This is a genomic window from Actinoplanes sp. CA-131856 (genome assembly GCF_050956135.1).
In the GTDB taxonomy this organism is placed as follows: Bacteria; Actinomycetota; Actinomycetes; order Mycobacteriales; family Micromonosporaceae; genus Actinoplanes.
Genome location: NZ_CP191849.1, coordinates 1,983,387 through 2,009,125, shown reverse-complemented (window position 1 = coordinate 2,009,125; position 25,739 = coordinate 1,983,387). Strand labels below are relative to the sequence as shown.

The 25,739-nt window shown below is 71.4% G+C and carries 24 protein-coding genes and 1 pseudogene; 15 read left to right on the top strand and 10 right to left on the bottom strand.

Translation table 11 applies throughout. The features are described from left to right. Positions 1–2: 2 nt before the first annotated feature. From ACQP2X_RS09710 to ACQP2X_RS09690, 5 genes and pseudogenes are all read right to left on the bottom strand, one after another. A complete protein-coding gene (locus tag ACQP2X_RS09710) occupies positions 3–3,353 on the bottom strand; it encodes an error-prone DNA polymerase (RefSeq protein ID WP_498695883.1) in 3,351 nt (1,116 codons plus the stop codon). 17 nt (positions 3,354–3,370) lie between these two features. Next, a complete protein-coding gene (locus ACQP2X_RS09705; protein ID WP_498700882.1) occupies positions 3,371–5,335 on the bottom strand; it encodes a DNA polymerase Y family protein in 1,965 nt (654 codons plus the stop codon). 1,000 nt (positions 5,336–6,335) lie between these two features. Further along, positions 6,336–6,977 (bottom strand): annotated as a pseudogene (gene imuA' / locus ACQP2X_RS09700) (DnaE2-dependent mutagenesis accessory factor ImuA'); the annotation flags it as partial. A gap of 255 nt (positions 6,978–7,232) precedes the next feature. Then, positions 7,233–7,634, bottom strand: coding sequence for an SAV_6107 family HEPN domain-containing protein (locus ACQP2X_RS09695; protein WP_438865820.1), 402 nt, complete (start codon positions 7,632–7,634; stop codon positions 7,233–7,235). A 507-nt stretch (positions 7,635–8,141) separates the two neighbouring features. After that, positions 8,142–9,005 (bottom strand): bifunctional helix-turn-helix transcriptional regulator/GNAT family N-acetyltransferase, encoded by an 864-nt coding sequence (locus ACQP2X_RS09690; RefSeq protein WP_498695882.1) that lies wholly within the window; start codon positions 9,003–9,005, stop codon positions 8,142–8,144. A 63-nt stretch (positions 9,006–9,068) separates the two neighbouring features. Here ACQP2X_RS09690 and ACQP2X_RS09685 point away from each other — a divergent pair, with 63 nt between their 5' ends. From ACQP2X_RS09685 to ACQP2X_RS09640, 10 genes are all read left to right on the top strand, one after another. Beyond that, positions 9,069–9,881 carry an SDR family NAD(P)-dependent oxidoreductase gene (locus tag ACQP2X_RS09685; RefSeq protein WP_498695880.1) on the top strand — a complete coding sequence of 271 codons (813 nt, stop codon included), beginning with the start codon at positions 9,069–9,071 and terminating at the stop codon, positions 9,879–9,881. Positions 9,882–9,954: 73 nt separating this feature from the next. Further along, complete coding sequence (locus ACQP2X_RS09680) at positions 9,955–11,238, top strand: ferredoxin reductase family protein (RefSeq protein ID WP_498695878.1); 1,284 nt, start codon at positions 9,955–9,957, stop codon at positions 11,236–11,238. A 10-nt stretch (positions 11,239–11,248) separates the two neighbouring features. Further along, the gene (locus tag ACQP2X_RS09675) at positions 11,249–11,722 is read left to right on the top strand and encodes a YbaK/EbsC family protein (RefSeq protein WP_498695876.1); all 474 of its coding nucleotides are present in this window, start codon (positions 11,249–11,251) and stop codon (positions 11,720–11,722) included. Further along, positions 11,722–12,396, top strand: coding sequence for a monooxygenase (locus ACQP2X_RS09670; RefSeq protein ID WP_498695873.1), 675 nt, complete (start codon positions 11,722–11,724; stop codon positions 12,394–12,396). Before ACQP2X_RS09675 ends, ACQP2X_RS09670 begins: the two co-directional genes overlap by 1 nt. Then, complete coding sequence (locus tag ACQP2X_RS09665; protein WP_498695872.1) at positions 12,393–12,971, top strand: GNAT family N-acetyltransferase; 579 nt, start codon at positions 12,393–12,395, stop codon at positions 12,969–12,971. The genes ACQP2X_RS09670 and ACQP2X_RS09665 overlap by 4 nt, the downstream gene beginning before the upstream one ends. After that, on the top strand, positions 12,972–13,706 hold the full coding sequence (locus ACQP2X_RS09660) for a carotenoid biosynthesis protein (protein WP_498695870.1): 735 nt from the start codon (positions 12,972–12,974) through the stop codon (positions 13,704–13,706). Further along, positions 13,703–14,797, top strand: a complete 1,095-nt coding sequence (locus ACQP2X_RS09655; protein ID WP_498695869.1) for a glycosyltransferase family 2 protein — start codon at positions 13,703–13,705, stop codon at positions 14,795–14,797. Before ACQP2X_RS09660 ends, ACQP2X_RS09655 begins: the two co-directional genes overlap by 4 nt. Next, positions 14,794–16,224, top strand: a complete 1,431-nt coding sequence (locus ACQP2X_RS09650) for a phytoene desaturase family protein (RefSeq protein WP_498695867.1) — start codon at positions 14,794–14,796, stop codon at positions 16,222–16,224. Before ACQP2X_RS09655 ends, ACQP2X_RS09650 begins: the two co-directional genes overlap by 4 nt. A 33-nt stretch (positions 16,225–16,257) precedes the next feature. Next, on the top strand, positions 16,258–17,199 hold the full coding sequence (locus tag ACQP2X_RS09645; RefSeq protein ID WP_498695866.1) for a phosphotransferase family protein: 942 nt from the start codon (positions 16,258–16,260) through the stop codon (positions 17,197–17,199). A gap of 13 nt (positions 17,200–17,212) precedes the next feature. Beyond that, the gene (locus tag ACQP2X_RS09640; protein WP_498695865.1) at positions 17,213–17,620 is read left to right on the top strand and encodes a hypothetical protein; all 408 of its coding nucleotides are present in this window, start codon (positions 17,213–17,215) and stop codon (positions 17,618–17,620) included. A 24-nt stretch (positions 17,621–17,644) separates the two neighbouring features. On the opposite strand, the gene ACQP2X_RS09635 is transcribed toward ACQP2X_RS09640, so the two are convergent. Continuing rightward, positions 17,645–18,118: an RrF2 family transcriptional regulator gene (locus tag ACQP2X_RS09635; RefSeq protein ID WP_498695864.1), complete on the bottom strand. Its 474-nt coding sequence runs from the start codon at positions 18,116–18,118 to the stop codon at positions 17,645–17,647. A 79-nt stretch (positions 18,119–18,197) separates the two neighbouring features. Between ACQP2X_RS09635 and ACQP2X_RS09630 the strand changes: the two genes are divergently transcribed. Further along, on the top strand, positions 18,198–18,956 hold the full coding sequence (locus ACQP2X_RS09630) for an SDR family oxidoreductase (protein ID WP_498695863.1): 759 nt from the start codon (positions 18,198–18,200) through the stop codon (positions 18,954–18,956). A 49-nt stretch (positions 18,957–19,005) separates the two neighbouring features. On the opposite strand, the gene ACQP2X_RS09625 is transcribed toward ACQP2X_RS09630, so the two are convergent. From ACQP2X_RS09625 to ACQP2X_RS09615, 3 genes are all read right to left on the bottom strand, one after another. Then, positions 19,006–19,791: an ABC transporter permease gene (locus tag ACQP2X_RS09625; RefSeq protein ID WP_498695862.1), complete on the bottom strand. Its 786-nt coding sequence runs from the start codon at positions 19,789–19,791 to the stop codon at positions 19,006–19,008. Beyond that, positions 19,788–20,723 (bottom strand): ATP-binding cassette domain-containing protein, encoded by a 936-nt coding sequence (locus ACQP2X_RS09620; RefSeq protein WP_498695861.1) that lies wholly within the window; start codon positions 20,721–20,723, stop codon positions 19,788–19,790. The genes ACQP2X_RS09625 and ACQP2X_RS09620 overlap by 4 nt, the downstream gene beginning before the upstream one ends. Positions 20,724–20,789: 66 nt before the next feature. Continuing rightward, the gene (locus ACQP2X_RS09615) at positions 20,790–21,521 is read right to left on the bottom strand and encodes a GNAT family N-acetyltransferase (RefSeq protein ID WP_498695860.1); all 732 of its coding nucleotides are present in this window, start codon (positions 21,519–21,521) and stop codon (positions 20,790–20,792) included. A 115-nt stretch (positions 21,522–21,636) separates the two neighbouring features. Here ACQP2X_RS09615 and ACQP2X_RS09610 point away from each other — a divergent pair, with 115 nt between their 5' ends. Next, positions 21,637–22,536, top strand: coding sequence for a LysR family transcriptional regulator (locus ACQP2X_RS09610; protein ID WP_498695859.1), 900 nt, complete (start codon positions 21,637–21,639; stop codon positions 22,534–22,536). Here the strand turns inward: ACQP2X_RS09610 and ACQP2X_RS09605 are convergent. Then, complete coding sequence (locus ACQP2X_RS09605) at positions 22,512–23,849, bottom strand: FAD-dependent monooxygenase (protein WP_498695858.1); 1,338 nt, start codon at positions 23,847–23,849, stop codon at positions 22,512–22,514. The two genes, ACQP2X_RS09610 and ACQP2X_RS09605, sit on opposite strands and share 25 nt — an antisense overlap. A 36-nt stretch (positions 23,850–23,885) precedes the next feature. Here ACQP2X_RS09605 and ACQP2X_RS09600 point away from each other — a divergent pair, with 36 nt between their 5' ends. Genes ACQP2X_RS09600 through ACQP2X_RS09590 form a run of 3 tightly spaced genes read left to right on the top strand, consistent with a single transcriptional unit; the run spans position 23,886 to position 25,728 of the window. Next, positions 23,886–24,458: a TetR/AcrR family transcriptional regulator gene (locus tag ACQP2X_RS09600; RefSeq protein WP_498695856.1), complete on the top strand. Its 573-nt coding sequence runs from the start codon at positions 23,886–23,888 to the stop codon at positions 24,456–24,458. Positions 24,459–24,514: 56 nt separating this feature from the next. After that, positions 24,515–25,009 carry a SigE family RNA polymerase sigma factor gene (locus tag ACQP2X_RS09595; RefSeq protein WP_498695853.1) on the top strand — a complete coding sequence of 165 codons (495 nt, stop codon included), beginning with the start codon at positions 24,515–24,517 and terminating at the stop codon, positions 25,007–25,009. Further along, positions 25,006–25,728 (top strand): hypothetical protein, encoded by a 723-nt coding sequence (locus tag ACQP2X_RS09590; protein ID WP_498695852.1) that lies wholly within the window; start codon positions 25,006–25,008, stop codon positions 25,726–25,728. The genes ACQP2X_RS09595 and ACQP2X_RS09590 overlap by 4 nt, the downstream gene beginning before the upstream one ends. The last annotated feature ends 11 nt before the right edge of the window (positions 25,729–25,739 follow it).

The window sequence follows — 25,739 nt, the reverse complement described above, 5'->3', positions numbered from 1 at the left end:
GGTTACCGGAAGTCGCGGGAGGCCGGCGTCACCGGCGGGGTCACCGCCTCCAGGCGGTCGGCGACCAGGTTGAGGACGCCCTCGGCCTTCTCCAGCCGGCCCCGGACGATCAGCGCCGAGCTGGTGCGGGCCACCCGCCGGTAGCGCTGCCACAGCCCGGGCGAGCAGGTCACGTTGAGCATGCCGGTCTCGTCCTCGAGGTTGACGAAGGTCACCCCGCCCGCGGTCGCCGGCCGCTGCCGGTGGGTGACGATGCCGCCCACGCGGATCCGGGTGCCCGCCTCGACCGCGCCCAGGCGGGAGATCGGCAGGGCGCCCGCCCTGGTCAGCTCGTCCCGGATGAACTGGGCCGGATGTGAGTCGGGGGACAAACCGGTGGCCCAGACGTCGGCCACCAGCTCGTCGACCTCGCTCATGCCGGGCAGCATCGGGGCGTCGGTGCCGGTCACCGTGCCCGGGAGGCGGTCGGGCCGGTCCTGGGCGGCGGCGCCGGCCGCCCACAGGGCCTCACGACGGGTCAGCCCGAAGCCCGCGAACGCGTCGGCCGTGGCGAGCGCCTCCAGGTGGGCCGTCGTGCATCCGGTCCGGCGCGACAGATCGGTCATGCTCGTGAAAGGCCCGCGCTCCCGGCGTTCCTCCTCGATGCGCTGGGCCAACTCCTCGCCGAGCGTACGAACGGAAGAAAGACCCTGGCGCACCGCCGGACCACCCAGTCCCCAGGCGTGCGGCGGCTCACCGCGCATCGACCCCCATCGGGTCTGCGGTGTCGATTCGAGAACGGCCGCGGCGTCGCTGAGATTGATGTCAGGGCGGCGCACCTCCACACCGTGCCGGCGGGCGTCGTCGACCAGCGACTGCGGCGAGTAGAAGCCCATCGGCTGCGCGTTCAGCAGGGCCGCGCAGAAGGCCGCCGGGTGATAGCGCTTGAGCCACGCGCTGGCGTACACCAAATAGGCGAAACTCATGGCGTGGCTCTCCGGAAAGCCATAGCTGGCGAATGCGGAGAGTTTGAGAAAGAGGTCGTCGGCGAGCTCGCCGGTGATCCCCCGCTCGGCCATGCCCTGGTAGAGGCGGTCCTTGATGCGCTCCATCTTCTCGACCGACCGTTTCGAGCCCATGGCCCGGCGCAGCTGATCGGCCTCGGCCGGGTCGAAGCCGGCGACGTCGATCGCGAGCTGCATCAACTGTTCCTGAAAGAGCGGCACGCCGAGCGTCTTCTCCAGGGCATTGCGCATCAGGGGGTGCGGATAGGTGATTTTCTCCAGGCCGTTCTTCCTTCTGATGTACGGATGGACGGAGCCCCCTTGAATCGGGCCCGGCCGGATGAGCGCGACCTCCACCACCAGGTCGTAGAACTCGCGGGGCTTGAGCCGGGGAAGAGTGGCCATCTGCGCGCGGCTCTCCACCTGGAAGACACCGACCGAATCGGCCCGGCACAACATGTCGTACACCTCGGAATCGGTCAGATCCATCGAACCGATGTCCAACTCGGACTCGATCATCTCGTGGGCGTAGCGCAGCGCCGACAACATGCCGAGCCCGAGCAGATCGAACTTGACCAGCTCGATCGCCGCGCAGTCGTCCTTGTCCCACTGGAGCACGGTCCGTCCCGGCATCCGGCCCCACTCGACCGGGCACACCTCGATGATCGGCCGATCGCAGATCACCATGCCGCCCGAGTGGATGCCCAGATGCCGCGGAAAGTCCTGGACCTGATTGGCGTACGAAACGACCTGCTCCGGAATGTCCTCGACGTCGACCGTGGCCACACTGCCCCAGCGGTCGATCTGCTTGCTCCAGGCGTCCTGCTGGCCGGGCGAGAAGCCGAAGGCCTTCGCCATGTCCCGCACGGCGGAGCGTGGCCGGTACGAGATGACGTTGGCCACCTGCGCGGTGTGCTCGCGGCCGTGCTTGCGGTAGACGTGCTGGATGACCTCCTCGCGCCGGTCCGACTCGATGTCCACGTCGATGTCGGGCGGCCCGTCCCGCTCGGGGGCGAGGAAGCGCTCGAAGAGCAGATTGTGGGCGACGGCGTCCACATTGGTGATGCGCAGCGCGTAGCAGACGGCGGAGTTGGCGGCCGACCCGCGACCCTGCGCGTAGATCCGGTTGTTCCGGCAGAACTCGACGATGTCGTAGACGACCAGGAAATATCCCGGGAAGCCGAGCTCGTCGATCATGCGCAGTTCGTACTCGATCTGCTCGTACGCCCGCGGATGAGCCTCCGGCGGCCCGTAGCGGTCACGGGCGCCGCGCATGGTGAGCTCGCGCAGCCAGCTCATCTCGGTGTGCCCCTCCTCGGGGATGGGGAAGTCGGGAAGCTTGGGCGCGACCAGGTTGAGGTCGAAGGCGAGATCCTCACCGAACATGGCCGCGTTGGCGACGGCACCCGGATAGGCGGCGAACCGGCGGGCCATCTCGTCCCCGCTGCGCAGATGAGCGGTGCCGGCCGCGGGCAGCCAGCCGTCGATCTCATCAAGGCTGCGCCGGGCCCGGACGGCGGCGAGAGCGGTGGCGAGCCGCCGCCGGGCCGGGGCCGCGTAGTGCACGTTGTTGGTGGCCACCACTTCCAGGTGACGACTCTCGGCCAGCGCGAAAAGGACATCGTTACGGTCGTCGTCGTACGGGTCACCATGCGAGATCAACTCGACCGCGACATTGGGCTTGCCGAAAAGAGCGACAAGCCGGTCCAGCTCGTACGCCGCGGCCTCCACCCCCTCGGTGGCCAGGGCCAGAGGCACACTGCCCTTGCGGCACCCGGTCAGCACGAGCACATGGTCACGCAGCTCGGCCGCGACATCTTCGAGATCGCCATAGGCGGGCCGCCCCTTCTCCCCGCCGGCGAGCTGCCCCCGGGAGATCACCCGGGCCAGCCGGGCATAGCCCTCATGCCCGTGCGCGAGAGCGAGAAGATGACGCCCCTCGGGGTCGGGCTCCCCGTTCTGCGGCCGGGAAAGATCGAGGGAGAGCTCCGCACCGAAGATCGTGGGAAGCCCCAGCTCCCGAGCGGCCTGCGAGAACCGGACCACCCCGTAGAACCCGTCGTGGTCGGTGACGGCCAGACCTTTCAGGCCGAGCCGGGCGGCCTCCTCGGCGAGTTCCTCGGGGTGGCTGGCCCCGTCGAGAAAGCTGAAGTTCGTATGACAGTGCAGTTCGGCGTACGGGGTGCGGCTCTCGGAGGTGACAAGGGCGGGCGCTTCGTAGGGTTGGCGCTTGCGCGACCAGGCGGGCGAGTCACCGCCGTCGCCGTCGACGGCCAGGGGGTCGACGACGTATTCGGGTTTCCTGGCTTTGCGTCCGGAGAGGGCGCCCTCGAGCTCCGACCAGGGAATGCCCGGGTTATTGAAGCCCACGAGAGGCCACCGCATCGTCAGTCATAAACGGCCTCGACAGCCCAGTGCCCCGACGCGAGCACCAGCAGAAACGCCCGCTCATCAACCAGAACGACCTGAAATCGGGCCCGGCGCCGGGCTTCGCCGGCCGCCCACCACCGTTCGTCGACCGGCCACGGCCCGGCCCACCCGGTGATCTCCACCGGCTGCCCCCGGTCGACCACGAGCGCGGCGGGTTCGCCGGTGAGTTCGAGCCGGGCGCTGACCCCCACCGGCGTACCGGCCTCGTCGAGCACCACGGCCCCCAACGGCTGCGGCAGCACAAGCGCCGGCGCCGGCTTGGGAAGCCGCCCCGGCCACGGAGGCAGAACGGGAGGTTTGGGGGGTTTACGGCCGATCCGCTGGGCCCAGGGCCGCACGGCGAGCAGCGTGACCTCATCCTGGGGCTCGGGATCCTGGGGCTCGGGTTCCTTCGCCATCGGCCGGTGGTCGGAAAGCTGCGAAACCGACGCCAATCCGTCCCGCGCCGTGCCCGGAGAATCGGCTTTTGAGGGAGCGGATGCGGATGTGCCCTCCAACTCCTCCCAGGACGGGACCGGGGGCTGTGTCCTGCGGCGTGAGGACAGGGCGATCACTGTGCCGTCGGCGTGCTCGGGGCGTACCTCGGGAAGGGGGTTGGGGGTGGGGGGTTCGTAATCCGGCAGGTCGGGGCTCAGCGCGGGCGCGGTGGAACGTGGCAGGAGTGGCGTTGTCAGCACGCCCGGGATCGGGTCGTCGTGGAGGGCCGACGGGCGGGTGGGGTCGCGTTCGTCGCCCCAGGGGACCAGGCGGATCTGGTCGTCGGTGGAGCGGCCCCCGCCCAGGACCGGCGTGACCACGGCGTGCGGGCCCAGCAGGCCCTGCACCCGGCTGAAGGCCCGGTGGGCCCGTTCCCGTTCGGCGCCGGCGTCGCCCCACAGGCCCGGTTGCAGTCCCAAGTGGACCAGGACGCCGTCGGGGATCAGCCGCAGGCGCACCAGGCCGGCGGTCGGGCGGGCCGGCGCGCCCCGGCGGGCGCCGGTCAGCCAGCCGTCGAGTTGCCAGCGGACGCGTTCGGCGATGGCGGCGGCGGTCAAGGTGCCGTCGTGACGCCAGACCCGGTGCAGTTCCTGGCCGTCGGCGGTGACCGCCTCGATGCCGAGGCGGGTGCAGGCCAAGCCGTACGCCGAAAGCCCGTCATGCAACCGCTCGGCGAGAGCCCTTCCCGCGAAGGCCGCCACATCGACTCTTTCCAGCGGTTCGTCGTACGTCTCCTCGACCTCCAGATCCGGAGGAGGCTTCCGCACAGCGAGCGGCCGATGATCGAGCCCGCCCGCGAGCCGGTGCGCGAGCGCCCCGTCGAACCCGAACCGGCTCAGCACGTCCCCCGCCGGCAGCCGGGCGAAGTCACCCAGCGTCTTGACCCCGAGCCGCTTGAGCAGATCGACCAGCTCGGGCCGCTCCAGCGCCTCGATCGGCTCCCCCGCCAGGAAAGCGGCCGTCTCCCCCGGCGGGATCAGCAGCCCTTTCCGCGCCGCGAGCCCCGCCGCGAAGACCCCTTCGGCCACACCGACCTGACTCTCCACTTCACACTGCTGCGCGACCTGCTCCACGATCCGTTCGGCCGCCGCCTCCTCCCCACCGAAATACCGTGCCGGCCCTCGCGCCGCGAAAGCACAGGCCCCGGGCCGAATGACCTCGACACCAACCGCGGTTTCCTCGACCGCCGCGACCACAGCCTCAAAGGCCCGGGCATCACGCCCGGGATCGTCTTCGACGACAACAAGCTGAGGGCATCGGCTCTGCGCTTCCCGGCGCCGCAGTCCTTTCCGTACGCCTTCACGCCGCGCCCCTTCAGAACAGGCGACGACCCGGTTCCCCCGCAACACGACAACCGCCCCCGCCGCCGGCACCCCTTCCACGATCTCGGCCGCCACCACAGCCCAGTCCGGACACCAGAGCAACATCGTCCGGGCCCCCGCCACCCCGGTAGTCCCCGCAACAGCCACGTCAGCCCACCGCCACCGACGAGACACTCCCCGGCCGGGCTCCCCAAGACAGCCGATCATCCACAGAGGACCGCCGACCACCGCCCCCGCCAGCCGAGGAAGCCATCCGCCCCGCCTCCCCCACCGACCCGACGGAAGTCGCCGTCGCGACCGGCGCCACGGAAGTCGCCACCGCCCGCCCTACCGACCCCACGGAAGTCGCCGTCGCCGCTGCCGGGCCGAAGAACGGCACACCCACCACTGCCGGCCGCCGCCGAGAATCCGAAACCGGCGAATCGGGGCCAGCTACCTGCCGCCCCGAAGAGGAAGCGGCTGTCCGGCCCACCGAGACCACATCTGCGGTTTGAGCGGGGTCGACGGAGAAACCCGAGAAGCCGCCCATAGCGGCCACCCTCGCCGGGCGCCGACCGTACGCAACCACAAAGGACAAAACGGAATTGATCACGGAGGGCCGGGTGAGCAAAGTCCCCGAGGGTTGAGCGATCAAACCCACGGAGGTCGAAGCAGGCGCCACCGCAGAAGACCGAACAGACAAAACCGCAGAAGCCGAAGCAGGCGCGACCGCAGAAGACCGAGCAGACAAACCCGCAGAAATCGAAGCAGACCCAACCGCAGACGACCGAACAGACAAAGCCGCGGAAGGCCGAGCGGACGAGACTGCGGAAGATCGGCCGGGCACGACTACGGAAGGCCGCGCCGGCACAACCATGGAAAGCCGCGCGGGCACAACCGCGGAAGGCCGGACGGACGGAACCGCGGAACGCCGAGCGGGCGAAACCGCAGAAGGCCGCGCAGGCGAAACCGCAGAAGGCCGCGCAGGCGAAACCGCAGAAGGCCGCGCAGGCGAAACCGCAGAAGGCCGCGCAGGCGAAACCGCGGACGGCTGGGTGGGTTGAGGAGTCGAAGGCTGAGGGCGGGTGGGGCGAGGGCCCGGAGTGGGCGGGGCCGGAGGCAAGGTGATCGGGCGGATGGTGATGCCCGGCATCCACATGGTGGCCTGTTTGGGGCGGGCGGCCGCTCCTCGGCCGTGGGCCCGTACGGTCACCTCGCGGCGGCGTAAGCGGCCGTGGCCTGTGCCCAAGCCCTCCCAGCGGGCCGCGGTCACGCTCAAAGTGACGTCGGCGCCGGACCAGGCGCCGAACGGGACCAGGACGCTTCCCCGCTGGCGGGCGCGGGCCACCAAACGGGAAGCTATCGTGCCGGAGACGCCGCCAGGGACTGCTGTGACGACCACGTCCACGCCGTCGATCAAGGCGGCTACGACAGTGGGCCACTCGGGGCCCGGGTCGGGCACCAAGGCCAGGCGGTCCAGGGCTACGCCGCTCTCGGCGGCGGCGATCGCGCCCAGCGAGGGCACGCCGACCACCGCGCACCACGAGCCGGCCCGGGAAGCCTCGGCCAGCAAGGCCAGCAGCAGTGAGGTTCCGCCGCCGGCGGTGGACTCGCGGCCGGTGGTGACGGCCACGGTGCTGCCGCGCCGGAGACCGCGCCCGGGCAGCAGGCCGCTCAACTCGGGGGCCACCGGCAGCATCCGCTGCACACCGCTGGTCTCGGTCTCCCCGGCCGCCCGAACCAGCTCAGCAAGGGCGGCCGCACCGCTGCTCATGCGTCCCGCCATGTGGTGCCTCGCTCTGTTGCTCTTGTCCGGCTCATCGCGAACCGCTGCCTCGAACGGGCCGCCCTCCATGGCGGCTACCGCCCCGAGCCCGCGCCTCCGCACGATCGCGAAAGCCCGAGGCTCACATGTCCGCCGGTCGCTCCCACCGGCTGTCTCACTCGTCGCGCCACCGAAACCCGGGCCCGGGCACGCGGATCGGAGCCGGGCCGTGGACCAGGCTTCTCGGATCGGCGTGGAGCCGCCGCGGCCAGTGGGTCAGGCGGCCAAGGGCGGCTGGTAGGTCAGGCCCAGGGCGGACTCGACGACGGCCACGAACTGCTCGGCGGCCCGCAGAAGATCGTCGGCCTCCCGGGGGCTCACCACGCGAGGGATGCCGGCCTCGGCGGCGGCCCGTTTGCCGGCGCCCAGGGCGAAGTAGTTGGCCCACTCGCCGAACTCGGGAGCCACCAGGACCAGCAGGGACCAGACACTGGTCACGCGGCTGCGTCTCGTGGAGGTGGCCGGACGGGCGCGGGCGGCCAGAACCGCGGCGGCGGCGCGCAGGGCGGCCAGGTGAGCAGCGGCGTAGCGCAAGCCGTCGGGCCTGGTGCGTGCCGCCTCGTCGAGGCCCTGGCGGGCGATCGTCAGCAGTTGGGCAGGGGTGCGCTGCGGCAGCATGTGCGCCGGAACCGTGGGCGCCTCGGCCCGGGCGGCCGCGGTCGGCGCATGGGCCAGACCGGGCACCTGGGTGAGGGCCGGCGCCGTGTTGCTCGCCATGGTGTTTCTCCTCGCGTGTGTCGCATCCGACGAACTGGTCGAACCGATCAGCTGCGGAGGAAGACGCAGCAGCTTGCAGCGCCCCGAAGGGCAGCCGGCCGGGCGTGAAGCTTCCCCACACCACACCCGGCCGGACTCACCGGCGGGTCCGTCGCCCGCCACCCGGGGGTCGGGGGCAGCGGACGACGGTCCTGCCTTGTCTGAAGGCCCCGGACCCGCGAATGCCCGGTGCCTCACGCGCGGCACTTCGCGGGTGCCGCGCACCGGGGGCCGAGCCGCGAAACTCAGCTCCCGGCGCCAGAGCGGACGCTCGTTCGAACATCCGTTCTAACTAAGGAAGAGACTAGCACTCGTGTACGACAAAAAAGCAACCCCGCGGGCCCGGCGCGTCACACAAGAAGAAAAGGATCAAATGGGCTTCGCAAAGGCGAGCTGGTTGTACGGCGACTCGTCGTACGGCGGAATCTCCCGATATCCGGCACTCCGGTAGAGAGCGATCGCCTCCACCAGCGTGGAGTGGGTGCCCAGGCGGACCGTCGCCACACCGCGGGCCGCGGCATCCGACTCCAGCGCCGCGAGCAGCCGCCGGGCCAGACCCAGGCCGCGCGCGCCAGGGCTCACCCACAGATGACGGATCTCCGCCGAACCCGGTGAGAAGAGCTGCCACAAGCCGCAGCCGATCGGGTCACCCTCCTCGGTGGCCAGCAGGAAGGTGCCCTCGTGCAAGGTGCCGGGCGGCAGCAGGGCACCTTCGGCGTCGTAACCCTCCGGGAAGCGAAGAGCCAGTTCCCCCGCGTACGCCCGCAGGCAGGACCGGGCCTCCGGCAGGGAGTCGGCCACTGGGGTCAGGGTGATCGCGGCCAGCCGCAACAGGCGCCGGATCTCGGCCTGCGCGTCCACGAGCCGGGACCTCTGCTCCGGGCTCAGCGGCCCCAGCAGCCCGGCCACGCCGGCCCGGGAACGCTCCTCCAGGTCGGCCAGCTCGCGCCGGCCCGCCTCGGTCAGCGTCGCCGTCCGCACCCGCGCGTCGCCCGGCCGGGGCGTCACCGCGACCAGCCCCTGGCCGCCCAGCGAGCGCAACATCCGGCTCAGATAGCCCGAGTCGAGCCCGAGCCGCCGCCTCAGGTCGCGCAGGTCGGCCCCGGTCCCGATCTCGAAGAGCAGCCGGGCCTCGCCCAGCGGCCGCCCCTGGCCCAGATATTCGTCATTCAGCACGCCGATGCGACGCGTGTAGTACCGGTTGAAGTCGCGCACCAGGTCGATGTCGTCCACCTTCCCAATCTAAGACCTGAGTCAGAGATTGCACGACGAAGGATCGACAGGGAGGATCCGAAGATGGACCGGATCGTCGTGGTCACCGGAGCGAGCTCCGGCATCGGCCTGGCCGCCGCCGAGCAGTTCGCCCGCCAGGGTGACCAGCTCGTTCTCGTGGGGCGCAACCCCGCCAAGCTCGCCGAGGCCGCGAAGCGCGTCAACGCCGCGGTCCGCATCTACGCGCCCGACCCCTACAAGGAGCCCGACGTCCAGCGGGCCGACTTCGAAGACCTCGACCAGGTACGCAAACTCGCCGCCCACCTGGAGCGGACCTATCCGCGGATCGACGTCCTGGCCGGCAACGCCGGCGGCATGGTGGCCGAGCACCGGATCACCCGGGACGGCTACGAGGCCACCATGCAGAGCAACCACCTCGCCGGGTTCCTGCTGGCCGGCCTGCTGCACGACCGGATCGGGCGGCTGGTGGTCACCGCCTCCCGGGCCCACATGCGCGGGCGGCCCGACCCCGGCGACTTCACCCGGAAGAACACCTCCTGGCAGGCGTACAGCAAGGCGAAGGCGGCCAACATCCTGTTCGCGGCCGAGGCCGCCCGCCGCTGGCCGGGCATCACCAGCGTCTCCTTCCATCCGGGCGTGGTGCGCAGCGACTTCGGCTCGGGCAAGCTGACCCGCTTCTTCTACCGCTTCGCCCCTTTCCTCACGACTCCGGAGACGGCCGGCGAGCTTCTCGTCTGGCTGGCCGACAACCCGGTCGTCAACGGCGCCTACTACGTCGGCCACCAGCCCCGCCGGCCGTCGCGGCACGCGGTCGATCCGCGGCGGGCCCACGATCTCTGGGAGGCCAGCGCGGAGGCCACTGGCCTGGGCGAATAACCGAAATCTGATAAGTCGTTAGGTTCTTCACGAGACCCTCCCGCGCGCGCGGGGCAGACCGTACAAAGGCCTCGTGCCGAAGCTCATCGCCGCGTTCAGCCTGATCGCCGTCACGGCACTGTGGACGTCCAACCTCGGCGAGGCGCCGGGCGGGATCGCGGCCGCGGGCCGTCTGGCCGCGCTCTGGTCGGCCGACCTGCTCCTCATCCAGGTGCTGCTCATGGCCCGCATCCCGTGGGTCGAGCGGGCGTACGGGCAGGATGCTCTGGCCCGCTGGCACCGCTGGACCGGCTTCACGTCGTTCGTCCTGCTGCTCGCGCACGCGGCGCTGGCTGTCGTGGCGTACACCCGAATGGGCCGGCTGCGGGAAACCCTGGCCCTGGAAAGCATGGTCCTGGCCGTGGCGGCCTTGGCCGCCCTCACGCTCGTCGTGATCACGTCGACGAGGCAGAGGCGGCGTCGGTTGCGCTATGAGTCATGGCATTTGCTTCATTTGTACGCCTATGCGGGCATCGCCCTGGCCCTGCCGCACATGCTGCTGCTCGGCAGTGATTTCCAGGAGAAAGCGGCGAAGGTCTACTTCTGGGGTCTCTATCTGATCGCCGCCGCGTCCATCGTGATCTTCCGCATCGGGCTGCCGATCTGGCGGACGGCCCGGCACCGGCTCGTCGTCCAGGGGATCAGGACCGAGGCGCCCGGGCTGGTCTCGGTCTATCTGCGCGGGCGACGGCTGGAACGGCTGCCGGCGCGCGCCGGGCAGTACTTCGTGTGGCGCTTCCTGGACGGGCGGGCCGGGCTGCGCGGCAACCCGTTCTCGCTGTCGGGCCCACCGCGCCGCGACTCCCTGCGGATCACGGTGAAGGCGGTCGGCGACGGCAGCGCCCGGGTGGCGACGCTGCGGCCGGGCACCCGGGTGCTGATCGAGGGTCCGTTCGGGCGGATGACCGCGGCGACGTACGCCGGCGGCCCGGTGACCATGCTGGCCTGCGGCGTCGGGGTGACACCGCTGCTCGCGCTGCTGTGGGATCTGCCGTACGGGAAAGGAAAGGCCACGCTCGTCTACCGCACCCGGCATCCGCACGAGGTGGCGTTCCTGGAGGAGCTGGAGTGGCTGGCCGCCGATCGCGGGGTGCGGCTGGTGCCGCTGGTGGGCCCGCGCGCGTCGGCGACGAGCTGGCTGCCGGCCGGCTACGCCGAGTACGACGACGCGGAGGCTCTGCGGGCGCTGGCTCCGGACATCGCGGGTCATGACGTGTACGTCTGTGGGCCCGACCCGTGGGCGGAGGCGGTCTTCCGGGCCGCCCGCCGGGTGGGGGTGCCACCAGCCCGCCTGCACCGGGAGCGGTTCGGATGGTGAGAATAGCGGGATGCAGGCACACCCGAACGTCATCGCCGTGCAGGACGCGCTGGACTCCGCCGGCGCCACCGACTCGCAGGTGATCATCCTGGACGAGGCCGTGCACACGGCGGCCGCGGCGGCCGAGGCCCTCTGCATCGAGGTCGGCCAGATCGCCAACTCCCTGATCTTCGACGCCGACGGTGAGCCGCTCCTGGTGCTGACGTCCGGCGCCCACCGGGTGAACACCAATAAAGTGGCGGAAAGCCTCCAAATCGGACGCCTGAAGCGCGCGACGCCGGAGTTCGTCCGCGAGCACACGGGTCAGCCGATCGGCGGCGTGGCCCCGCTGGGCCACCCGAAGCCGGTGCGCACGCTGATCGACACGGCGCTGCGGCAGTACGAGGTCATCTGGGCCGCGGGCGGCGTACCCCAGGCGGTCTTCCCGATCACCTACGACGAGCTGGTGCGGGTCACCGCCGGCACACCGGCCGACGTGGCCTGATGCCGATCACCCTGCACGTCTGGCGGGTCCCGCCCCGGCGAACCGGTCTGGCCATGCTGCGCCTGGCCCGCCGAAGGGTCCCGCCGGGCGTCACTTTCGCCAAATTCCTGGGTACGGCCAGCGGGTTCCGCCCGGGAGAAGCCGATTTGACCCGCTACGCGGCGGTCACCGTCAGCCCCGAGCCGATCCACTTCCCGGAGTGGGACCGCCTGGCGATCGCCGCGGCGAGGGTGGATCTGATCCCGCTGCACAGCCGGGGCACATGGTCGGGCCGCACGCCGTTCGAGCCCGGGCAGAGTGGGAAACACAGCGGCATGACACTGGCTCTCACCCGGGCGCGGCTTCGGCCGTCTCGGGCGCTGACGTTCTGGCGGGCCGTTCCGCCTGTGGTCACGGAGCTTGACCGGGCTCCTGGGCTGCTCGCCTACTTCGGGATGGGTGAGGCTCCGATCGGCTGGCAGGGGACCGTCAGCCTTTGGAGTGATGCGGCGGACCTGGCCCGATTCGCGTACCGTCAGCCGGAGCATCGCGCGGTGATCGCGCGGACGCCCACTGATCGGTGGTATGCGGAGGAGCTGTTCGCGCGGTTCGCCGTACAGGAGATCAGCGGCGACCGGGCGGTGCTGGGCTGGCTGTCGGAAGATGTCGGAGCAGGGGGCGGGACCGGACGATGAGGCTCGTTGCGTGGCAGCCGGACGACCTGCTGCGTCGTCTCGACGACGTGGTCGGCGTCTACGGCGAGGCGATGGGCTACCGCCGGGAGCTTCTGCAGACCCGCCGGGGCTACATCGGCGCCCATGTGCGCCGGGCCGGGTTCCGGGCCGTGGCCACGCTGACCACCGACGGGCGGCTGGCCGGCTTCGGCTACGGCTACACCTCGGGGCCGGGCCAGTGGTGGCACGACCAGGTGCGCTCGGCCCTCGACGACCGGGCCCGGCGGCGCTGGCTGGCCGACTGCTTCGAGGTCGTCGAGCTGCATGTGCGACCCGTCGCCCAGGGTCACGGCGTCGGCGCCCGGCAGCTGCGCGCGCTGCTGGCCATGGCCGAGGGCGACACCGTTCTGCTCTCCACCCCCGAGGCCGACGAGCGCAAGTCGCGGGCCTGGCGGCTCTACCGCCGGTTCGGTTTCGAGGACGTGCTGCGCGACTTCCTGTTCCCGGGCGACGAGCGGCAGTTCGCCATCCTGGGCCGGGGGCTGCCGCTGGTCGAGCGCCCGGCCGAGGAAGCACCGGGCATCGTCGGCATCTGAATGCGAATCCCCTGGTTCCTGCTCGGCGCGCTCGTCCTGCTCCAGATCTGCTACCCGCTCACCGAAGGTGACACCCGGGCCGGCTTCACCGTGGCCACCGTGCTCATCGGATATGTGCTGTCGGTGTCGCACGCCTATCTCAGCCGGGGCCGGCGGGCGGCGCTGGCCCTGGTCGGCACGGCCACCCTCGGCGGCTTCGCGGTCGAGGCGCTCGGCGTCGCCACCGGCTTTCCCTTCGGGACGTACGTCTACTCGGGCCAGCTCGGCCCGAAGCTGCTCGGCGTCCCGCTGATCATCCCGCTCGCCTGGACGTGGATGGCCTGGCCGGCCTGGCTGGCCGCGCAACGGCTCCCGGCGCGGGCGAAAATCCTGGTCGCCGCGGTCGGGCTGGCCGCCTGGGATCTGTTCCTCGATCCGCAGATGGTCGCCGAGGGCTACTGGGTGTGGGAGTCGCCGACCCCGGCCCTGCCGGGCGTGCCGGGCGTCCCGATCGGCAACTATCTGGGCTGGCTGGGCTTCGCTCTGGTCCTCATGGCGGTCCTGTGGAAGACGGCCGGAGTGAAAGGGCCCCAACCGGAGGACACGCCCATGCTGGCCCTCTGGTTCTGGACGTACGCTTCCTCCGTGCTCGCCCACGCGGTCTTCCTGGACCTCCCCGGCTCCGCCGTCTGGGGCGGCGTGGTGATGGGCGCCGCCGTCCTGCCGGTGGCGTGGCGGCTGCGGCCCCGCCGATGATCTGGCTCGCGCTCCTGCCCCTGGTCGCGCTGACCGCGCACACCGCCGTGAACGCGATGTTCCTGCGCCGCCCGCCCCGCGGCGCGGTCACCGCCGAGAAGGTGGCGCTGCTGTTGCCCGTACGAAATGAGGCCTCGCGCGTCACCGCCTGCCTCGAGTCGCTGCTGGCCCAGCGCGGCGTCGCCGATCTGACCGTCTATGTGCTCGACGACGGCTCGACCGACGGCACCGCCGAGATCGTCCGCTCGATCGCGGGCGACAAGGTCGTGCTGCTCACCGGCACTCCCCCGCCGCCGGGCCGCCTGGGCAAGCCGCACGCCTGCCAGCAGCTGGCCGACGCCGCGAGCGACGCCGACGTCCTGTCTTTTGTGGACGCCGACGTGGTGCTCGCGCCCGACGCCGTGGCCGGGGCCGTCACGTTGATGCGCGAGGCCCGGGTGGGCCTGCTCTCCCCCTACCCGAAGATCGTCGGGGCCGGCCGCCTGGTCCAGCCGCTGCTGCAATGGTCGTGGCTGACGTTCCTGCCGCTGCGGGCCATGGAGCGGTCGCCGCGGACGTCGCTGGCCGCGGCCGGCGGCCAGTGGCTGGTGATCGACAACGAGGCGTACCGGAAAGCCGGCGGGCACGCGGCGGTCGGCGGCGAGATCCTCGAGGACATCGAGCTGGCCCGCGCGGTCAAACGCTCGGGCGGCCGGATCGCCCTCGCCGCCGGGGCGCCGCTGGCCACCTGCCGCATGTACGACTCGTGGCGCGAGCTCACCGACGGTTACGCCAAGTCGCTCTGGAAGTCGTTCGGCACGCCTTTCGGCGCCGGCGCCGTCGTGGTCCTTCTTCTTCTGCTGTACGCCTCCCCGCCGCTCGCCACCGCAGTCCTCGCCCTCACGGGCTCGTGGAGTGCGGCGGGTGCGGCGCTGGCGGCGTACGGCCTCGGTGTGGGGGGAAGGGTGATCTCCGCAAGCGTGACCGGCGGTCGAAGCTGGCCCGACGCCCTGGCCCAGCCGATCTCGACAGTGGTTTTCGCGTGGCTGGTGGCGAGGTCGTTCCGGCTGCGCCGCCGGGGTGGGCTGAGTTGGCGAGGAAGGCCGGTATGAGCAGGATCGTCGTCATCGGAGCCGGCGTGGGCGGGCTGACCGCGGCGGCCCGGCTGGCGGCCGCCGGACACGACGTCACCGTGCTGGAGCGCTCCGGCGCGCTCGGCGGCAAGTTGGGAGTCTTCGAGCGGGACGGCTTCCGCTTCGACACCGGGCCCAGCCTGCTGACCCTGCCGCAGGTCTTCACCGAGTTGGAGCTCGCGCCGGTGCGGCTCGACCCCGTGGTGCGGCATGTGTTCGCGGACGGGACGGTGCTCGACTCGTCGTCCGACCACGAGGTTTTCCTCGGCCGCATCGCGGACACGCTGGGCCGTGACGCCGCCGGGGACTGGGACCGTTTCTGGAAGCGGGCGGCCCGCATCTGGAACGCCTCGTGGCGCTCGGTCCTGCGCCAACCGGTCACTCCGGCGTCGCTGCTGGGCCTCACGTGGCGGGTCGGTGACCTGGCCGCGATCGCACCGGGGACGACGCTGCGCGGGCTCGGCTACCGTTATCTGCGCGACCCGCGGCTGCGGATGATGCTCGACCGGTACGCCACCTACACCGGGGCCGATCCACGACGGGCGCCCGCCGCACATGCCGCGGTCCCGTACGCGGAGCTGGCCTTCGGCGGCTGGTACCTGCCCGGCGGTCTGGGGACGATAGCGACCGCGCTGGCCGACCGATGTGCCGCCGCCGGAGTCCGGATCGTCCTGAACGCCCCGGTTTCCGCGATCGACACCGCCGACGGCCGGGTCCGCGGCGTGCGGACGGGCGAGCGCTTCGTGCCGGCCGACGTCGTGGTGTCCAACGTGGACGCGCTCACGGTCTACCGCGACCTGCTGCCCACCCCGGGCCGGCTGGCCGGCCTCACCGACCGCAGCCTGGCCGGTTTCGTGATGCTGCTCGGCGTGCGGGGCGGGACGCCGTCGCTGGCCCACCACAACGTCTTCTTCCCGAGTCACTACGACGCCGAGTTCGACGCCATCTTCGGCTCGGCCGCGCGCCGGGCCCGCCCCGCCTCCGACCCCACGGTCTTCGTGACCCGCGCCGCCGACCCGTCGGTGGCCCCACCCGGGTCGGAGGCCTGGTTCGTGCTGGTGAACGCTCCCCCGCACGGCACCGGCTGGCAGTCGGTCGATTGGCGGCGGCCGGGGCTGGCCGAGGCGTACGGCGAACACGTCCTTGACCTGCTGGCCCGCCGCGGCCTGGAGGTCCGCGACCGGCTGGCCTTCACCGAGATCCGCACGCCGGCCGACCTGGCGTCGTCCACGGCCGCGCCCGGCGGTGCCATCTACGGCACCGCCGGCAGCCTGATGCGCCCGGTCAACCACGGCCCGGTCAAGGGCTTGTACCTGGTCGGCGGCTCGGTCCACCCGGGCGGCGGCCTGCCCATGGTCACCCTCTCGGCCCAGATGGTCGCCGACGAGATCGGCCCGGCCCGTTGACCGGCGGCCGCCCGGATCGTTCATGCTGCCTGGGTGGCAGTGACATGGCTGGCCGAGCCGACGGTGGAGGCGTTGCGGGCGGCGCTGCGCGGGGTGGCGCCGGAGCTGGCCGGCGGCGCCATCGTGCCGCGAGGGCTCGAACCGAGCGATGATCCGCAGTGGTGCGGGGCCAGCGCCGAGGTCGACGGCCGGTTCGTGGTGAAGTTCGCCTGGGCTGAGCCGCCGGCACTGCGGATCCGCTATCAGGCGCGGCTGCTGGAAGTGCTGCGGGTGGCAGTGCCGTCGTTGCCGCTGCCCGTGGTGACGGCGGCGTCCGGCGACCCGGCGCTGCTGGTCACCCGCCGGGTCGCCGCGATGCCTTTCTTCGGTGTACGACACCTGATCGCGCCGGCTGAACGCCGGACCGTCGCCGGTGATCTCGCGGCGGTCCTGTCGGGTCTGCACGAGCCCGGCGTGCTGAAGGCGGTGTCCGAGGCCATGGGCACCCTGCCCGAGCCGATGGCGCAGGTCTCGACGGACGCCCTCCGGGCCCGGCTCGGGCCGCTGATCCGGCCGGACCAGCGGGACCGGGTGCTGTCCTGGTGCGACTGGTCCGACCGGGTGCTCGCGGCGCCCGGCCGGACCGTGCTGGTGCACGGCGACTTCCACGGCGACAACCACCTCTGGGATCCCGGCTCGTTACGGCTGCGCGCTGTCATCGACTGGGAGACCGCGAGCGCCGGCGAACCCGAGTTCGACCTGCGATGCCTGCCCGGGGACTGCGGTGCCGAACTGTTCACCGCGACGGTGGCCCGATACGAGCGGATCTCCGGCACGACGCTGGACGTGGACCGCGTCATGGCTTGGCACCTGCGCGCCGTCCTGGGTGACGTGTTGTGGCGCGCCGAGGCCGGGGTCGCGTTGCCGGACCATCGCACGCCGGCGCAATGGGTCGACGACCTGAACGGCCGGTTCACCGCACTCGCCTCCTCATGATCTACTGCCGGCCATGGAACTGACTCCCGAGGAGAACCAGCTGCTGGTCGCGGGCCTCCATGCGGTCGGCGACCAGGTGAAACGGGGCGCGGGGACGGGAGCGGCCTTCGCAGCCCGGAGGATGCGCGCCGACATCTTCGAGACCACTGTGGAGCTCCCGCTGTCGTTGCCGGCCGCCGGGGAGCTGGTCGGCCGGATCCTGGACGCCCTGGGCACGAGAACGGCCGAGTGGCAGGCCATGATGGGCTCGGGCGCCATGAACCTGAACCCGGCCGTCGTCACGGTGACCCTCCGGGAGCACGAGGGCAGGGCCGTCGCCACCGTTCGCGGCGTGGCCAAGGAGGGCCTCATCCGCCAGCGGGCCGGCCAGAAGGCGGCCCGCCGCGTCGCGGAGCACCTCAGGGGCATCGCGGACGGGTGACGTCGGCACGGTTGTCGAGCACGTTCAGGCGGACAGCCAGACGCGAGCTCGCTCCCACAGCTCACGCGGCGTCGTGACGGTGACGGTGGCCGCGAGCGCGCCGATGGTGACCGCGCGCAGCGACTCGCGCCACGCCCGGTCGGCGGCGTCCATGACCGCGGCGATCGGGCACGGCGTGTCACACCGCTGCGCGGGAACGGCCATCGGCCCACACTGACGCACCTCGGTGCACCGGAACGCCGGCTGTGGTCCGTCGATCGCCTCGACCACGTCGAGCACTGTGATCTCGGACGCGGGCCGCGTCAGCAGATATCCGCCCGACTGCCCCGGCGCCGAGCGCACGAGGCCGGCCCGTGACAGCAGTTGGAGCTGTTTGGCCAGGTAGGTGGCCGACACATCGTGCAGCTCGGCGAGCTTGGCCGCCGCCACCGGCTCGGTCGCCGCACTGAGCACGACGCAGCAGTGCAGCCCCCACTCCACCCCGCCCGTCATCTTCATGGCCACACCCTACTTGACTCGGATAAAAGTTATCCGGAATCATCACGGACAAAAGTTATCCGTAATGAGGGGTGGAGCCATGCGCATCGTCGTCGCCGGAGGAACCGGCCTGATCGGATCGAAAGTCGTCGCTCTGCTGCGTGCGCGGGGCCACGACGCCGTGCCCGCCGCGCCGGGCACCGGCTTCGACACCATCACGGGTCAGGGAGTGAAGGAAGCGCTCCGGGCCGCGGAGGCCGTCATCGACGTGACCAACCGGGTGGTCTTCGACCCGGAGACGGTGATGAACTTCTTCACCACCTCCACCCGGACCCTGCTCGACGCCGGACGCGATGCCGGGGTGCGTCACCATGTGGTGCTCTCGATCGTCGGCGCCGACCGTCTCTCACACCCCGGCTATCTCGATGCCAAGGCCGCCCAGGAACGGCTCGTCGCCGGCTCGGGCCTCCCCTTCACCACTGTCCGGTCCACGCAGTTCTTCGAGAACCTCACGGCCATGGGTGCCAGCATGGTCCGTGACAGCGAGATCGTGCTGCCGGCCGCCGACCTGCAGCCGATCGCCGCCGCGGACGTCGCCTCCGCTCTGGCCGACGTCGTCACCTCGGCCCCGCTGGACGGGGTGGTCGAGATCGCCGGCCGGGAACGTGCCCCCTTCGCCCGCTTCATCGGCCCGGTCCTGGCCGCGCGGGGCGAGACGCGACCCCTCCGAACCGACGCGACAGCCGCCTACTTCGGAGTGCCGATCACACACGACTCGCTGGTGCCACTCGGCGAGGCACGCATCGGCCGGACGTCCTTCGAGGACTGGTCCCGAGCCGACGCTGTTCACCCCGGCTGAGCGGGCGGCGCTCGAGTACGCCGAGCACGCGTCAGCGACCGGGTCTGTGTCAGCGCGGGTCGTCGCTGAAGCGGGCGGTGGACCAGAAGTAGCCGAGGATGGTCAGGCCCGCGCACCAGGCGACCGCGAGCCAGCCGTTGTGGCCGATGCCGGTGCCGAGCAGCAGGCCGCGCAGGGTTTCGATGGCCGGGGTGAAGGGCTGGTATTCGGCGATCGGCTGGAACCAGCCGGGCATGGAGTCGACTGGGACGAACGCGCTGGACAGCAGGGGCAGCAGGATCAGCGGCATCGCGTTGTTGCTGGCCGCCTCGGCGTTGGGGCTGACCAGGCCCATACCGACGGCGATCCAGGTCAGGGCGAGGGCGAACAGGACCAGCAGGCCGAACGCGGCGAGCCATTCCAGCACGGTCGCGTCGGTGGAGCGGAACCCGATCGCTACCGCGACCGCCCCGACGAGGATGACGCTGGCTACTGATTGCAGGACGCTGCCGATGACGTGGCCGATGAGGACGGAGCCGCGGTGGATGGCCATGGTCCGGAACCGGGCGATGATGCCTTCGGTCATGTCGTTCGAGACCGACACCGCGGTACCGATCACGGTGCTGCCGATCGTCATCAACAACAGGCCCGGTACCAGGTAGGCGATGTATCTGGCTCGGTCGGGTGCGCCGCCGGTTATCCCGGCGCTGAGCGCGTCACCGAATATGTAGACGAACAACAGCAGCAGCATGATCGGTGTGAGCAGCAGGTTCAGTGTCAGCGACGGGTAGCGGCGCGCGTGCAGCAGATTGCGGCGCAGCATGGTCGAGGAGTCACGAACGGCGAGGGTGGTCATCGGGAAACCTCCACGGGCTGGGTGAGGGCGAAGAAGACGTCGTCGAGGTCGGGGGTGTGCACGGTCAGTTCGTCGGCGTCGACGCCGGCGGCATCGAGCCGGTCGAGCACCGCCCGCAGTTCGCGTTGGGTGCCGCCGCTGGAGATCTGCAAGGACTGCGCCTCGTCGTCACGGCCGGCATCCGGCAGGACGGCGGCCGCGTTCTGGTAAGTGTTCGGGTTGGTGAAGCGCAGCAGGACGTGCCCGCCGGGGATGAGGCGTTTGAGTTCGGCGGCGCTGCCCTCGGCGGCGATGACGCCGTTGTTGAGCACGGCGATACGGTCGGCGAGCTGGTCGGCTTCCTCCAGGTATTGGGTGGTGAGGAAGACGGTGACGCCGTCGGTGACCAGTTCCCGGATGATCTGCCACATGGTGTGCCGGCTGCGCGGGTCCAGGCCGGTGGTGGGTTCGTCGAGGAAGATGATCCGCGGCCGGCCGACCAGGGTCATCGCGATGTCCAGCCGCCGTTTCATCCCCCCGGAATAGGTGGAAGCCGGTTTACCGGCCGCGTCGGCCAGGTCGAAGCGGGCCAACAGTTCAGCCGCCCGGCGGCGTCCTTCGGTACGGGGCAGGTGATGCAGGTCGGCCATCAGCAGCATGTTCTCCTCACCGGTGATCAGACCGTCCACCGCGGAGAACTGCCCGGTCACGCCGATCGCGGCCCGCACGGCCTGCGGATCGGCGGCCAGGTCGTGACCGCCGACCCGCACCTCGCCGCCGCCCGGTGAGATCAGGGTCGACAGGATCTTCACGGCGGTGGTCTTGCCGGCCCCGTTCGGACCGAGCAGGGAAAAGATGGTTCCTTCGGGCACGGCGAGGTCGACACCGTCGAGCACGACCTTGTCGCCGTAGGACTTGCGCAGGGCTTTCGCGGCGATGGCGAGTGTGGACATGGGAACTTCTCCTCGGTTTCGGGGTGATGAGCGCGCCCGCGGCCAGCAGGCAGGGATTTCTCGTCTTCATGGGCTGGTCTCGAGCTCGTAGAGGCGGGTCCGCCGGACGGGGCGGAAGCCGAGGTGCCGGCGTACGGCCAGCAGTTCGGCGTCGTGGCCGGGGTCGACGGCTTCGATCTCGGTGACGTACGGGTGGGCCGTTCGCAGGCGCTGGATGAGGGCGGCGTTGACCCAGAGGCCGATCTGCCGCTCGCCGTGCCCGGGTAGCACCGCTGGGCCGTACTGCCGGGCCCGGGGCCGCTCTCCCGGACCCGCGACGGCCATGGCATAGGCCGCCAGATCGCCGCCACCCGCCTCGGCCGCCGTCAGCAAAGCCACGCCGGGACCGCCCGGCAGGGCGCCGGTCCACGAACTCAGGCGATAGCCGGGGTGATCGGCCTCGACCAGCTCGCCCAGCCAGGCCTGGTGGACGTCGCAGTAGGTGAGCAGGTCGTGGCGCCGCGATCCGGTGCGGCGGAAGCCGTGCCGCCGGCAGAACGCCTCCCCCGGCGAGCCCGCTCCCACGTCGGCCAGCAAGCGGAGCCCGGCGGCGCTGTCCCGGACGGCGGCCAGCAGCCGCGATCCGATGCCGCGGCGGCGCCACCGCGGCTCGACCGACATGCTCAGCCGGGCCGTGCCCGGCGGCGCCGGCGGCGGCAGTGACCACAGGCCGGCTCTCCCGGCCACGAAGCCGTGCGGCGCCACGGCCAGCCATCGCGTCATCCCGGGGCGCGGGATGTCGACCACCAGTTCGTTCATGGAACCCACCCTCGCGGGGCCGGCGATGCCGAACAACGGGGAAGATCGCACCGCCGGATAAGCCGTCGGTTATCGTTCCGGCGATCGGGATGCGACGAGGGAGGGAGATCGAGCGATGGAGATGCGCGACATCGAGATCTTCCTGGCGCTGGCCGAGGAGCTTCATTTCGGGCGTACGGCCGAACGCCTGCGGGTCTCCCAGGCCCGGGTCAGCCAGTCGATCAAGCAGCAGGAACGCCGGATCGGCGGCGCCCTGTTCGAGCGGACCAGCCGCATTGTGCGCCTCACCCCGCTCGGCGAGCGGCTCCGGGAGCGGCTCGCGGCCGGCTACGGCGAGATCATGGCCGGGATCGCGGAGGCCACCGCGGCCGCCCGCGGGCAGGCCGGCACCCTGTCGGTCGGCACGTTCGACACCCAGTCGCAGCAGATCGCGGTCGCGCTCGACCTGTTCCGGCAGCGGCATCCCCAGTGCGAGCTGCGCATGCGCGAGGTCCTGCCGACCGATCCGCTCAGCGCCCTGCGGGCCGGCCGGGTCGACGTCGCGGTGCTCTGGCTGCCCGTCCGCGAGCCCGACCTCGCGGTCGGGCCCGAACTGTTCACCGAGACCCTGGTGCTGGCCGTCGCGCCCGGCCATCCGCTGGCCCGCCGCGGCCGGGCCCGGATGGAGGATCTCGGTGACTACCCGGTCGTCCATCCGGAGGGCCCGATCCCGGGCTACGTGTGGGAGGCGCACACCCCGGCCGTGACGCCGGCCGGGCGGCCCATCCGCCCCGGCATGACCGTGACCACACTGGCCGAGGCCTTCTCGGCGATCAGCACGGGCGACGTGATCAGCCCCATCGGGTCGTACTCGGCGACCTCACGGCGGCGCGACGACATCACCTTCCTCCCGCTCGGCGGCGCTCCTGTCCTGCGGTACGCGCCGGTGTGGCGCAGCGCCGGGGAGACTTCTCTGGTGCGGGCTTTCGTACGGGCCGCGGCCGACGCCCTTCAGACGCCGAGCTCCGACCGGTAGCGGTCGATGTCGTCCGGCGACGACGAGACGCAGCCGACGTAGTTGTCGGGGCGGATGAGGAACAGCGTCGGCTCGTGGACGTCGTAGGCGTCGAGCGCCACCGGGTCGTCGACGCGAACGGCGCCGTCCGGCAGGTCGCCGGTCCAGGAGAAGGCCAGCAGCTTGAACTCGGGGCCGCGCAGCAGGTCGAAGATCGGACCGGGGGCACGATCGCCGGCCCGGACCGGGCCGGGAGTGGGGCGGTGGTCGCGGGACAGGGAACTGTCCCGGTAGTTCAGGGTGAGCTGGCGCAGCGCGGGATCGTCGCGGCGCATGGTGGCCGCGCGATGGAGACGCGTGGAGATGCCCAGCACGTCGGCGGCGACGGGGAGGCGCTCCGACTCGTACGACTCAATAAGCGCAGGCGAACCCAGCGCGAGTTTCCAGCCGAGGTTGTAGGCATCCTGGATGCCGGTGTTGAGGCCCTGGCCGCCGGCCGGCGAATGCACGTGCGCGGCGTCGCCGGCCAGGAAGACGTTGCCGACGCGATAGCGCGAGACCATGCGCATGTTGGCCCGGTAGAGCGACCGCCAGCCGATATGCGTGAGTTTCAGGCCGGCCTCCTCGACCAGCTCCTCGATCGATCTGTCCGAAGGGGACGCGGTGAGCTGGAAGTCGCCGGTGTTCGGCAGCGGGCACAGGCCCAGCTTGAGCGACTTGCCGTCCTCGCCGGGCCACACGTGCCAATAGTCGCGATCCAGGCCTTCCAGGCGAACGTCCGCGATGATCATCTGCTCGGTCTCGAAGGTCTCACCTTCAAAGGCCACACCCAGGGCTTTCCGTACGGTGCTACGCCCACCGTCCGCTCCGACGACATAGCGGGCCGTGATGGTTTCACCGGTATCGAGGGTGACATGGACCCGGTCCTCGTCCTGGGACAGGGCGGTGACGCCGACGCCGAGCTCGACCGGGACGCCGTCGGCCAGCAGCTCCGAGGTGCGCCACTGCGGCTGCATGAGCCCGTTCGGATAGGGCACGGCCGGGGTCGGCTCCCGCGGCTCGGCCATCCTCCGCGTCATCGTGCCGCCGCCCGGGAGGTGGACGAGCAGCTCGGGATAGTCATCACCGGTCGCGAGGAAACGGTCGATCAGACCGAGGTCGTCGAGAATCTCCAGGGTCCGGGGCTGGAGGCCCTTGGCCCGGGAGCCGTCGAAGAGCTTGGTCTCGCGCTCGACGATCCGGAACGGGACGCCGTGGCGCTGGAGGACGCGGGCGAGGGTGAGACCGGTCGGCCCGGCCCCCACGATTACGGTGAACGTGGATTCAGTGAACATGGATTCACCGTACGGCCGGCTGATAACCTGCGTCAAGTGACGGGAGTTCGGCAGCAGCAGGCGGCGCAGACGGGCGCCGAGCTCAAGGCGGCCGCCATCAGGGTCTTCGAGCGGGTCGGCTATCTGAACACCAAGATCACCGACATCACGGCCGAGGCGGGCCGGGCCACGGGGTCGTTCTACAAGCACTTCTCGAGCAAGGAGCAGCTGTTGCAGGCGCTGCTGACCGACCTGCTGGCCGAGAGCGACGTGGCCGCCATGCGGCCCGAGCACAAGAGCGACTTCGCCGACCGCGAGGCGGTCCGCTACCACGTGGCCGAGTACTGGCAGTTCCACCGGCGGCACCGCACGGTCCTGGGCGCACTCCAGCAGGCGGCGATCGTCGACGCGTCGTTCGCCCGCATCGTCGACGAGATGATGGAACCCGACCAGCACCACCTCGCGGAACACCTGGTGGGCCTCGACCTGCCCGGCCCGCCCCTCGTGGTGGCATCGATGTTCGGCATGCTGGCCTCGGCCTTCGCGGCCACCTGGTTCGGCAAGATCCCCGACGAGGAAGCGATCGAGACCCTCACCACCTTCATCCACCGGGGAATCACCGGCGCCTAGCAACCTCGGCCGCCACCGTTTCCGTCGTGCCGACAGGAGCGCAGACGGGAGGCCGGGTGGACAGAGCCGAGGAAGCCGAGTTCCGCGCGTTCGTCGGCGCCCGGATGGAACGCTGGCGGCGCGCGGCATACCTGCTGTGCCACGACTGGCACACCGCCGACGACCTGGTGGGGACCGTCGTGGGCAAGCTCTACGAGCATTGGCGCCGGGTCAGCGCGGCCGACAACCCCGAGGCGTACGCCCAACGGATCCTCACCACGACGTGGGTGGACGAGCGGCGGCGCCCGTGGCGGCGTGAACAACCGGCCGACGTGCTCCCCGACCCCGGCTGGACCCCGCCCGACCAGGTCGGCGACCGGGAGCAGCTGGTGCACCTGCTCGCCCGGCTCGGCCGCCGTCAGCGGGCGGTGGTCGTGCTGCGCTTCTACTTCGACCGGTCGGTCGAGGAGACCGCCGACCTGCTCGGCATCACCCCGGGAACCGTCAAGAGCCAGTCGGCGCGGGCCCTGGAGATGCTGCGCGCGCTGATCCACCAGAGGAGCCCTCGATGAACCAGAACCTGCTGGACGAGCTCATCGGCGTCGCGCCGCCGTCACGGGTCGACGTCGGCGCCGTCATCGCGCGGACCCGGCGCCGGCGGCGGCTGCGCCGGCTCGCCGCCGGCGGATCGGCGGCCACGGCCGTCGTCGCCGTGCTGGCCGCTTCACCGCTTCTCTCCGCCCCACCTGTCCCGCCCCCGACCGCCGCGTCGCTCCCGGCCGGCGCCGCACCGCCTCCCACTCTGCGGCAACTGCGGGACGCGCTGGAGAACGCCACCGCGGCGGAGGCACCCGGCACCGGCTGGGTCTACATGCCGGACGTGCCGGGCGAGAAGAGGACGCCGGACGGCCACCCGCAAATGTGGATCAACAAGGAGCCGGTCTCGTTCGAGGGGCGGTCCGGCGTCACCCGGGACGGCCGCAAGGGTGGGCTGTACGTGTCGTTGCGGCCGGCCGCGCGGTACGAATGCGACGGCACCGTGCCCGACTGCGGGACGGTCCGCGGCGCGGCGGGCCTCACCCTCACCCGCTGGGCCGAGAAGCCCGGCCGGGGACTGGTCTTCTACGGCGTCGATGTGACACTGCCCGACCGGGTCCACGCGTTGCGGCTGCTGGCGGTGAACTACTTCGGCGGTGACGGCAGTGCCCCGGTGGCGGCGGAGCCGGTGTTCACCCGGGCGCAGCTCGAGGCGATCGCCGTCGACGCGGCCAACCGGCTCGCCGGACGCTGAGGTCCGGAGCG